The organism is Gilliamella sp. Imp1-1, assembly GCF_001690415.1.
Classification (GTDB): domain Bacteria; phylum Pseudomonadota; class Gammaproteobacteria; order Enterobacterales; family Orbaceae; genus Gilliamella; species Gilliamella bombi.
The window spans coordinates 1-10,889 of sequence record NZ_LZHK01000080.1 but is presented as its reverse complement, the minus strand read 5'-3'; the positions used below and the strand labels follow the sequence as shown (position 1 = coordinate 10,889).

At 33.3% G+C, this 10,889-nt stretch carries 13 protein-coding genes and 1 tRNA gene; 13 read left to right on the top strand and 1 reads right to left on the bottom strand.

Annotation, left to right across the window (positions count from 1 at the left end; translation table 11 throughout):
* Positions 1 to 221 (top strand): transposase (locus tag A9G38_RS11725; protein WP_141671736.1); only part of this gene is annotated, 221 nt, incomplete at its 5' end.
* A gap of 99 nt (positions 222 to 320) precedes the next feature.
* On the opposite strand, the gene thiI is transcribed toward A9G38_RS11725, so the two are convergent.
* On the bottom strand, positions 321 to 1,769 hold the full coding sequence (gene thiI, locus A9G38_RS07190) for a tRNA uracil 4-sulfurtransferase ThiI (protein WP_034915336.1): 1,449 nt from the start codon (positions 1,767 to 1,769) through the stop codon (positions 321 to 323).
* A gap of 849 nt (positions 1,770 to 2,618) precedes the next feature.
* Between thiI and A9G38_RS07185 the strand changes: the two genes are divergently transcribed.
* The 12 genes from A9G38_RS07185 to A9G38_RS07135 form a co-directional block, all read left to right on the top strand.
* Positions 2,619 to 2,843 (top strand): hypothetical protein, encoded by a 225-nt coding sequence (locus A9G38_RS07185; protein WP_034915333.1) that lies wholly within the window; start codon positions 2,619 to 2,621, stop codon positions 2,841 to 2,843.
* A gap of 105 nt (positions 2,844 to 2,948) precedes the next feature.
* On the top strand, positions 2,949 to 3,932 hold the full coding sequence (locus A9G38_RS07180; protein ID WP_034915330.1) for a hypothetical protein: 984 nt from the start codon (positions 2,949 to 2,951) through the stop codon (positions 3,930 to 3,932).
* Positions 3,933 to 4,139: 207 nt separating this feature from the next.
* Positions 4,140 to 4,517: a preprotein translocase subunit SecG gene (gene secG, locus A9G38_RS07175; RefSeq protein WP_034915326.1), complete on the top strand. Its 378-nt coding sequence runs from the start codon at positions 4,140 to 4,142 to the stop codon at positions 4,515 to 4,517.
* A 7-nt stretch (positions 4,518 to 4,524) separates the two neighbouring features.
* Positions 4,525 to 4,610 (top strand) — tRNA-Leu (locus A9G38_RS07170).
* 184 nt (positions 4,611 to 4,794) lie between these two features.
* Positions 4,795 to 6,045, top strand: a complete 1,251-nt coding sequence (locus A9G38_RS07165; RefSeq protein WP_034882780.1) for an integrase domain-containing protein — start codon at positions 4,795 to 4,797, stop codon at positions 6,043 to 6,045.
* Between the two features lie 784 nt (positions 6,046 to 6,829).
* Positions 6,830 to 7,228, top strand: a complete 399-nt coding sequence (locus A9G38_RS07160) for a terminase small subunit (protein WP_065623210.1) — start codon at positions 6,830 to 6,832, stop codon at positions 7,226 to 7,228.
* A gap of 244 nt (positions 7,229 to 7,472) precedes the next feature.
* Positions 7,473 to 7,640 (top strand): hypothetical protein, encoded by a 168-nt coding sequence (locus tag A9G38_RS12280; protein ID WP_162162665.1) that lies wholly within the window; start codon positions 7,473 to 7,475, stop codon positions 7,638 to 7,640.
* A 126-nt stretch (positions 7,641 to 7,766) separates the two neighbouring features.
* Complete coding sequence (locus A9G38_RS07155; protein WP_034914935.1) at positions 7,767 to 8,138, top strand: hypothetical protein; 372 nt, start codon at positions 7,767 to 7,769, stop codon at positions 8,136 to 8,138.
* A 128-nt stretch (positions 8,139 to 8,266) separates the two neighbouring features.
* The gene (locus A9G38_RS07150) at positions 8,267 to 9,283 is read left to right on the top strand and encodes a hypothetical protein (RefSeq protein WP_034914933.1); all 1,017 of its coding nucleotides are present in this window, start codon (positions 8,267 to 8,269) and stop codon (positions 9,281 to 9,283) included.
* A 204-nt stretch (positions 9,284 to 9,487) separates the two neighbouring features.
* Entirely contained in the window at positions 9,488 to 9,688 is a 201-nt protein-coding gene (locus A9G38_RS07145; RefSeq protein WP_034914929.1) for a helix-turn-helix transcriptional regulator, read from the top strand.
* Positions 9,688 to 10,101, top strand: a complete 414-nt coding sequence (locus tag A9G38_RS07140; RefSeq protein WP_034914926.1) for a hypothetical protein — start codon at positions 9,688 to 9,690, stop codon at positions 10,099 to 10,101. Before A9G38_RS07145 ends, A9G38_RS07140 begins: the two co-directional genes overlap by 1 nt.
* Before the next feature lie 99 nt (positions 10,102 to 10,200).
* The coding region (locus tag A9G38_RS07135; protein ID WP_065623208.1) for an antA/AntB antirepressor family protein at positions 10,201 to 10,889 on the top strand (689 nt) is incomplete at its 3' end.

Below are 10,889 nucleotides of genomic sequence, written 5' to 3'. Positions count from 1 at the left end.
AAGGCGGACGAACGGTGATTGCTAAACGTAATTATGGTAAGGATATAGATAAAAGCAGTATGGATAGGTGCCTTTATCGCTATCGTCATTTAGTCGAGAATGCCTTTGCTAGAATCAAGCAATATCGTTCAATATCAACTAGATACGATAAGTTAGAAAGGAATTATGCCAGTATGGTATCACTGGCATTTATGTTAATGTGGCTGCCAATGTATTGTTGAGTAATTTATGTACAGCAAAGATCAACAGCCCCTAGTTTTATCCAAAAATTTACTATATATGTAAAAATCACGAACAATATAGTAAATTATTGTTAATTTTTATATAGAAAATATTTTTACATTATTATAGCCTTGGTCAATTAAATAAAGCGCTTGTAATTTACTCATGACTCCACGATCGCAATATAGTAAATATTGCTTCGATTGATCCAAATTCCCAAATTGCGTTGCTAACTTATAAAATGGAATATGCTTAACTTCAATATCACTCAATATAAGAGGGTTATCTTCCTGCTCTTCTAAAGATCGAATATCAATAACCACGTGATTGGTACTCAGAGTTGTGACAGTTTCAACATGAGCAATTTTGGTATCAGTTTGTTTTGCTATTTCACGAATATCAATATTTTCAGCCTCGGCAACTGCTTTATCCAAAATCGTGAAATCAAAATTCATTTCTTCTGCTTCAATTTTTTCTTTCACGGCTTTAACCGTTGGGCTTTTAGATATTACGCCACAAAATTCTGGCATTGTTTTAGCTATATCTTCAGTACCAATTTGACGCGCAATATTGATAATGGTTTCTTTATCGTGTGTGATTAAAGGACGTAAAATTAATGTATCACTAGCATTATCAATTAAACGTAAATTGGTAAGTGTTTGGCTTGATACTTGCCCCAATGCTTCTCCAGTAACAAGAGCTTCCACTTTATAGCGTTGCGCAATTTTTGATGCCGCACGAATCATCATCCGTTTTAGAATAACTCCCATTTGCCCATCATCAATTTTTTCAAGAATTTCACCAACAACATCTGAAAAATCAATAGCAATGAAACGCACTTTATGCGAACTACCAAAACGTTCCCATAGGTAATGAGCCATCTGTTTAACGCCAATTTCGTGAGTTTTTCCGCCAAGATTAAAGAAACAATAATGCACTCGGCTTCCGCGTCGCATTAGCATATAACTTGATACACCAGAATCAAAACCACCCGATATAAGCGAAAGAACATCTTCTTGTGTACCAGTTGGAAAACCGCCAATGCCAGCATGTCGACCTTTTACCAGCAGTAACTTTTCTTTGTCGATTTCAAGATGAACGGTGATTTCTGGATGAGTTAATTTAACCTTAGCCGAAGACACATGTTGATTAAGCCCACCACCAACATAACGTTCAACATCAATTGAAGTAAATTCATGTTTACCTCGACGCTTAACGCGTACACAAAACGTTTTGTTTTCAATTAATGGAGCATAATAATCTAATGCTTTTTCAAAAATATCATGCATATCAACAAAAGTGATTTCATCAACGGCTAAAATATGATGTATACCAGGGATTCGCATTAATAATTCAAGTATCTTAGCTTCACTATTTTCAACTTTTGGACGAACTTCAATAAAATCCCAATGACGAATAACCGCAACATCTTCAATATGATGCTTTAAAATATTACGAATGTTACTTGTTAGTATTTTAATAAATCGTAAACGAACAGAATCACTTTTGATGGTAATTTCGGGAAAGAGCTTAACAATAAATTTCATAAATACAATTTGTCATAATACAAATGGCGATATTATACCGTTTTTTTAGATAGAAACGTACCATTGATTATCACAACTAACTTGTAATACTTATAGACACATTATGTTTGACACTAAATAAGCCAAAAAATCATCATAGAGCGTTACTTAAACGTTATGGAACGTTAATTTCGTGCAATAATCTTAGTATTTTGAAGTTAATAGATTTTGTTTTCTTTACTACTTTACATCATAACAATATTATGAAGTTAGTTATCAATAATTGTAATAACGAAATTAATGGCTATGGTATTAACCTTCAAAAGGAAACTAGTTAAAAATGTTTTATCTGAGTTAGCTGATTCCACATGGCAAAACCGTAATCATCTTCATATTGTGTATATCACAAGTATCCTCTATATCGACTAAATTTATTGTTTATAACGATTAACAAGATAACAACTGATTGTTATAAACGATATGACAAGGCATAATATATTTCTAATAATGATTAAATTTTATCCAATAATAATTTAATGAGTTAAAATGGTTAAACTTGATAACAATATTTTACGTTTAAATAGAAAGAAATTAATACAGTTATTGCTATGTTAGCATGTTGTATGATGTGACTAAAAAGGTAAAGGAGGCTTATGATTAATACAATAGAACAACAATTCTCTAACAATTCAAAAATTTTTAAAACAATAAAATAAATCAATGGGAATAATTTAGGATGGAAAAAATTTATAAGCAACTAAAAATAACACTTTTTAAAGAAATCTTGTATTCAATTATTTTATTTATTTATTCTTTCTACTTCCATTTTGAGCTACAGCTATCCTATCGGCAACAACGGCAGGAACAATTATGGGAAATGCGCCTCTTTTTATTTCGGCTTCTTCTGAAAATAATTTAGGTTTTACCGTTAAAGATACTTTTTATAGTGAACAATTAAAAAATATCCCTAAATCGTTTGATAAAAACCTTACATTAAATGACTTTATCATCAAAACACCAACTGATTTTAAATTTTCTTCCACTCTGAATTACTATGATGAAGATGGAGACAGAGGTAAGACTTCCGATAAATGAGCTTTTTCTATTGGTGCAATTACCTTTAAATGGTTTGATAATGCAGGACAAGAAATTTCAAAATCTCAATATGGAAAGGTAATTGGTTGTGGCAGTGGGTTTCAGATGCCGCTTAAATTAGTTATTACTCTTTCTGATATACAAGTCCATTCTGAATATGGTGTTCCTAAAGACAGCGAATTATATAATTTAACCAAAATTTATCAAATTAATACTGATTCGACGATCTGTTTTGCAAAACCTAATCAAATGATAGTCAATAATAATCAAACTTGGGGAAGTCCTTATCATTTTACACAAAATGGTAAAACAGATTGTGTACTTGTAGGTTATGGTAATGTAGAAGACTCTTTGATTGATCCGAACCGAGGATATAAAGGCTGGAATAAAATTGGTACTGAATATAGAGATTCGATTTGTGGTGGAGGTTACGATCATAATGTTTTTGACCCTCTCAATGGATTTTATGCATCTGCCTATCCGAAGTTTCCAACAACAGGTTTTTCTGGTGCTCAGTTTCAATTAATTATGACTGGTGCCCAAACAGATTGGGATTATTCTGTGAATACAACACCGGTAGGTAGTGTGACAGTAGATAATAATGGCATGGTTTATCTCAACCATAAACCTAATGGCGCAGTAACGGTATCAGCAAAATTTAAATCAGATAATAGCATAATACATAGTTACACATTCAATCCAACCAAAACATGGGTTGCTCCAAAAGATGGAGTACATACATATGAACAAGCAACGCAAGTATGTCATGGCGAAGCAAACATACCTACTCGAGCTGAAATGACAAATTCTCCTAATGCTTCAGATTCATGGAAAATAGTACCACTAACTTGGGATCTGTTTACACGAACAATCAACCAAGGGGTATTAAGTGAATGGGGAATGACAACTTTCCCAAATTACCCTAAGTCCAATTGGTTCACAGGAGAACAATGGTTTTTTTCATCTGATGAGTTTCCACTAACAAATCAATACCCAGGACGTTCTAACCGATATGCTATTGACGCTTGGATTGGGCAAGTTGAAGTATGGGGGAAAGAACAAAAATTACACGCTGTATGTAAAGAATAATTACTTTATTTAAACTAAAAGAAATAAATGCAGTCAATAATCATGGCGCTTATTTTAGTTTAGACATTAACAATCTCTGATTGACTAAAAAATTTTTTTTAAACAGACTAACAATTTATGAAATTTTACTTGCTTGTTGGTCTGTCTTTCGCTAATATTTCGCATCAATAGATTCTGTTATATAACATATAAAGTTGACAGGTTGAAATGTACGAATTTTTAATTATAAGCTATCTAGTTATTGCGATCGTAATAGTTGCATTAGTTTTAATACAACGAGGTAAAGGTGCTGACATGGGTTCATCTTTTGGCTCTGGCGCATCAGCGACTTTATTTGGCTCTTCAGGTAGTGGAAATTTTTTGACTCGCGCTACCACTTTATTAGGTATTTTGTTTTTTGTAATAAGCATTTTACTTTCAAATTTAGGTAGCAAACCACGAATAGCTTCATCTAGCGAATTTGAGAATATTGAAGATACTGTACCAGTAACAACACAGCTGAATGAAGGTAATACTGCTGCACCTACTACAGCTCCAGTTACTCAACCTGTACAGCAAAATTCAACTTCAGATATACCTGAATAACAACGGCGCCGTGGTGGTGAAATTGGTAGACACGCTATCTTGAGGGGGTAGTGCTCTAAGAGCATGCGGGTTCAAGTCCCGCCCACGGCACCAAATCAATAAACAGTAACATTCTTTTAAACCCTACAAAGTACACCAAACCCAGTAATAACAAGCCTTAAAGTCTATTTTATTGCCCATTAAGTATCAGTAAGGTACATTTACAACCAAAAATAATGGGGGTATATTTGGGGGTATAATTAAATACCCTATTATTGCGTACCCCCAAAGGTGAAAAATGGCTGTAAAAACTACGCCCTTAACTGACACACAAATAAAAGCATTAAAAGCCACTAGTAAGGATAAAAAGTATTTTGATGGTGGAGGTCTTTTTTTGTTAGTTAAACCGACAGGGGTTAAATTATGGCGATTTAAATATAAAAAGCCAATATCACATAAAGAGACATTATTATCTTTCGGTAAATACCCAGAAACATCGCTACAACAAGCGCGAAAACAACGAGATGAAGCGCGAGAATTAATAAAGCAAGGGATAGATCCACAACATCACAAAGCGGAACAAGAACAACGTAAGCAAGAAGCTTGTAATAATACCTTTTACGCTATGGCTGAGAAATGGTTCAAATTCAAAACAGAACAAGGTTTAGAAGAACAAACGCTCAAAAAGGCTTGGCGTTCCTTAGAAAATCATGTTTTCCCTTATATAAAAGATATTCCAATAAACCAAGTAACAGCTATCAAAGCGATTAACGCATTACAACCATTAAATAACAATAATAAATACGAAACAGTAAAAAGAGTTTGCCGGCGAATTAATGAAATAATGTATTATGCTGTCAATATGGGAATTATCGATAATAACCCTCTAGCCAAAATCACCGACGTATTTAATAGCCCGAAAGTAAAAAATCAGCCAACTATTCCCCCTACTGAGTTACCGCAGTTCATGCAAGCTTTAGCTATGGCAAAGATTGAATTACAAACTAGATGCGTGATTGAATGGCAGTTATTAACATTAACGCGACCAAGTGAAGCCGTAGGGGCTAAGTGGGAAGAAATTAATCTAGATAAAAAATTATGGAGTATTCCTGCCGAACGCATGAAAATGGATAGACCACACAATATACCCTTATCACCGCAAGCAATAAAAATACTTGAGATAATGAAATCTATTAATCATAAAAGTGAGTTTGTTTTCCCAACAGCAAGACCGCCTTATAACAAGCCAATGAGTAGCCAAACCGCTAACATGGCAATAAAGCGCATGGGATACAAAGATAAGTTAGTTGCGCATGGATTAAGAGCTTTAGCTAGTACCGCTTTAAACGAACAAGGCTTTAATTATGATGTCATTGAAAGCGCGTTATCGCATGTAGATAAAAACGCAGTAAGGCGAGCCTACAACAAAGCAGAATATGAACATCAAAAGCGTATTATGCTTGACTGGTGGGGTGACTTTGTCGAGCAAGCAAGCCAAGGAAATGTCTCACTATCAGGTAACCGCAATTTAAAGCTAGTTAATCATTAACCATATCGCGCTATTCATACCGTGCCCCATATTTGGGTTACGATAAAACCGTAACTCAAATTTGAGTTACTCACTTCAATAACTTCATATTAAACCACTCCTCATATCTGAGGGGTGCTTTTTCAAATGTCATCCTTTACCTATGCCAATGATTAGGTTGTTTTTATACTTACCTCCCCATAATCTTAAACTTTTAATATAAAGTGTTCACTACTATTCACCAATCTAATATTAATTTATATATATCAATATATTATATACTTATTATATATATTTTTTGGTGTTCACTAGTATTCACTACTGTTCACTACTATACACATTATTAAAATAATCTTGATCCTGTAATTAACCAATTGAAATATAAATATATTTAGATAGCGTTATTTTTTTATTAAAATAAAATAATTATTAATCATAATTTTAGTTTAGGGTGATTTTTAGGTTGATCCAGGGCGGAATTAAAAGGCTAAATGCTTTATGGTGATTTCCACCATGCAGGTATTACATTTGCAATCTGCTAAAAAGCCAGCAGGTTTATTACATTGGTTTGAGTTACGCAACTATAGCTATTTATGATTCCCCATTTAGTAATAGCAGTCAAAAAAATTATTTCAATTCGCGGTTTTGCATAAAAAGGAGGTTGGGTGGTTTTAAACGTGTAGAGTTATAGAAATTTGCTACCCCCTCCTATTGACTGGGCTAATTTTGGACACGTTAAAAAGCAATCTAATAATTTGCCTTATTGGATTATAATAACCTTATTATTAGTAAGTTAGGTGGCAATATGGCAGGGAGAAAATCAAAATTAAAGGAAATGTTAGATCTAGGGCAAGAGTATTTGCATAAGCAGGGTTATATCAATAATGGCGAAGTGATTCCCTCTGTGGCTGGACTGGCTTTATATGCTAACTGTTCAAGGTCGAGTTTATATAATTATGCAAGTTCAAGCGAAGAATTTAAGGACATGTTAGAACTTATCAAAGCGCGCCAAGAAGTGGAATTAATTAATAAAGGCTTAAAAGGCGAATTTAACGCGAGTATTGCCAAATTGATGCTTGCTAATCATGGTTATTCTGAAAAGCAGACATTAGATCATCAATCTATGGGTAGTAGCATTATAGCCAAATCTAAACCAATGCGCATAGAACTAGTATCGCCACCATCAAAGGATTTAACCGCCTGACAAGCAAAGAGCATAAACTTGTTGCCTGCTCAAGTTTTAGATGCTCAAATTGAGCCACTTCTTATAGAATTTAAATATCCGAAAATCCATTTAATATAGGTATCCAAACAAGTATCCAGTAAAAAGGTATTTAATAAATGGATACCAATTTAATCATAAAAGGCAGTTAACAAGTTAGCGCACTCCAAGAACGTACTTAATAGATACGTACTAACAATAGTTATATATCTTTGGTTTAGCTAATGTGAAACCTGATGAATTGGTACGCACTAAAGAGGTACGCACGGAAAATATACTTAACGAACAGCAACTAATAGCAGAAGATAAAGATGATCCAAATTTGGATGATAAAATAAGACAAGCAGTTATCTTCATAATAAAGACAGCTATAATTATATCTTTAGCATTTTGATTTAAAACAAGCTAATTAATCTGTATTGAAAATATTTACTGGCGTAACACTAATAAATATATTGATAAGCTAATGCCTAGATAGGTTAAACGGTAACATTTTTATTATTATGAAAGAGGAATTGTAATGTACCCATGCACAGATCATTATTTACATTGTTTACCCGAAAATACATTATTTGCTAAGTATGACAGGAAGAATAATTTCTTAGGTTTTTTTATTAAAGGAAAGAATACGGATCATCAATATTTTTGGATGACGGAAGTTATTAACCCACTAAAAAACCATGAAGATTGGCATTTCCAAAATATCATAAAGAAAGGGTATATTTCACCTGAGTGGGATATTGAAAGTAAATACTATAGTGATGTTGATTCATATATTTATTTGGTTTTTGAAAGTGATGAGATTGAATATTTAATTGATAAATTAACAAAATGTTTACAAGTATCTAAAAATGCAAGTGTATTGAATTATAAATATAAAAACAATATTTAATGTACATAAACACAGTGCTATAATGTACCTAACTGTATATTAATGTATTATTTGCGTCTAGGCTGATCCCCGAACATTCGCAACCCTAGCGAACTGGCGCAAATATCTATTAGGGGCGTGAGGGGCGTATGGCATTGAATCCAAAATTACCACCAATTCCATTTGTTAAACTAGAAAGAGCCGCTAGAATTCTAGATTGTGATGTAGATGATTTTTTATTTTGGAATAGTGAGGGGATGATTGCTTTGTATGCTTTCGTTAATAAGCTTGAATGTTCTTTGTGTTTTTGTGCAAAGAAAAAAGAATATAACGAACAATGTGAAACATTCATAGAAAAATTTAATAATGTCAATAAAATTGAAAATAGTATTAGGGTATTGGGGCAATTTACTACCAATATTTTAGGAAGAGCTAGTCGCTACCCACACCCACGTAAGTATGACTATCTTATTGAAACACCAGACAAGATAAAACCCGATAATTTCCCGAGACTTTTTAGAGCAACATACTTTGGTAAAGCTTACGGGATTTGGCGAATTAAAAGATTTAGCCATTGGTTGCAATTAAGACAAAACATGCGTACATGTGGAAATAAAAAAGGGTTCACTCCTCATGAAGTTTCTATTCAAACCCTACTGCCAATGACCAAAATTGGCGACATGGATGAAATTTTTGATTACTATTTAAAAATTAGGGGTGACAATGAGTTTATTTTTAATGCTAATGAATTACTTATTTCGACAGAAGATATCATTTTACTACAATCCGCAAATAACGAATTCTTACCTGATTTATTTATTGATGAACTGGGCTTATGCCCATCTTTCATACGTTGGGGAGATGTAATAGACTCTGGTGAAAACAAAGCAAATGTTAAAATAATGAGAAAACCCGAAAATTTTTACAAGCCATTTGCTATTGAAACAGCTTTATTAACAAGAGAAAAATTTCCACATTGTAAAGTAGTCTCCTTATCCAGAAAAATACTCTCTAAAATTGCTAATGATTTTAATGCTACAAATCCACCAACCGAAAAAACCATTTCAAATTGGTTATATGAAATCAAAATAGGTAAACCCTCCGTTACAAATAATAATGATTTTGAGTTGGTTATACCAGATGAATGGCAAGAATTTTCTGAATAAAATGGAAACTAATTTAGTAAAATGGAAATTATATTATTTTAATATATAGGGGTATTCAATGCCTAGTTATTGATAGTTAATCAGCTAATTCATTAGGTATTTTTCCATTTTATTAAATGGTACATTTTAATATTTAATGTAATGCATGTCTGTTTATACAGTTATATTCTATATCTATCTTTTAGATACAGGAGACTATAACTAATGACCAATCAAATCCTATCCAAAAAAGAAGTAAAAGCTTTACTACATTTCAAATCTGACACTAGCCTTTATACGCTAGAACAGAAAGATGAAACCTTTCCTCAAAAAATCAGAATTGGCTTGCGCCGTGTTGGCTATCGAGCTGATGAGATTTACTCTTGGCTTGAATCTCGCAGAGTAGAACGTCGCGAGGTAGCATAATGGTGATAAAACAAAACCCTTTATATCGCGAAATAATAAAGGGCTTAGATTGGAGCTTAGACGCTTCCAATCATAGCCAATCTGATTATAAAAAGCTACCCAAAAAGCCGAGAGCTTACCTATTAATTGCGTGTACTGGTGACAATGGTATTACCGAAAATGAGATATTGCGCACCTGTAGGCTTTCTAGTGGTAGGAATTATTGTTCAGAACTAGAAAGAAAGTTAGGCATCACATTAAAGCGCATGGATGAACCTAATACCGACGGAATAGGCTCACACTATCGCTATTACCTAGCCAATAAGGAAGATGCTCAAAAGGTGGTTAATCTGATTCTTAGTTATGAAAATAGCTTATTAACTGAATCAGATATCAGCCAAATTTTAGCACTTTACCCAAGCAAAGCAGCTTAATTAATTGATTTTATAGCAAAGCTCATTTTTGAGCCGACGGCATCCCTTTGCCTAAATTTAGCTAAATGGGTGATAAATAGACAGATTAGGAGATAAAAAATGACAGATTTTAATAATTTAGTACCAGTAACCGAAACACAATTAAACGGCAAATTACAGCAAACAGTTAGTGCAAAACAATTACATCATTTTCTTGGTGTAGGGCGTGATTTTTCTACATGGATAAAAGGGCGTATAGAACAATATGGCTTTATTGAAAATGATGATTATGTGGTTTTTGATTCCCCCGAATTGGTGAATCAAAGTATAAAAAACAAACAGCTTAATAAAAGGGAAACGGTAAGAGGCGGAGACCGTAGAAGTATTGATTATCATCTAACTTTAAACATGGCTAAAGAATTGGCGATGATTGAAAACAACGAGAAAGGACGAGCAATAAGAAAGTACTTTATACGTTGTGAAGAACACCTTAAAGAAATCGCTCCAGCAATCCAAAAGAAAGCACTTAATCGATTAAAAGCGCGTTTAGAAGTCGCAGATTATAGCCGTCCTATGTGTGACGCATTAACAGAGCAACGTAAAGCACTGGGGAAAAGCGCAAATAACACCGTATTTACTAATGAATTCGATATGATTAACCGCATCGTATTAGGTACTACATCAAGCAAATACAAGAAAGCCAATAATCTTACTGGTAATATTCGTGACCACCTAAACGAATTTGAATTAAACCATATCGCATACCTTGAGAACGCAAATATAACATTAATCCATATTGGTTACGACTA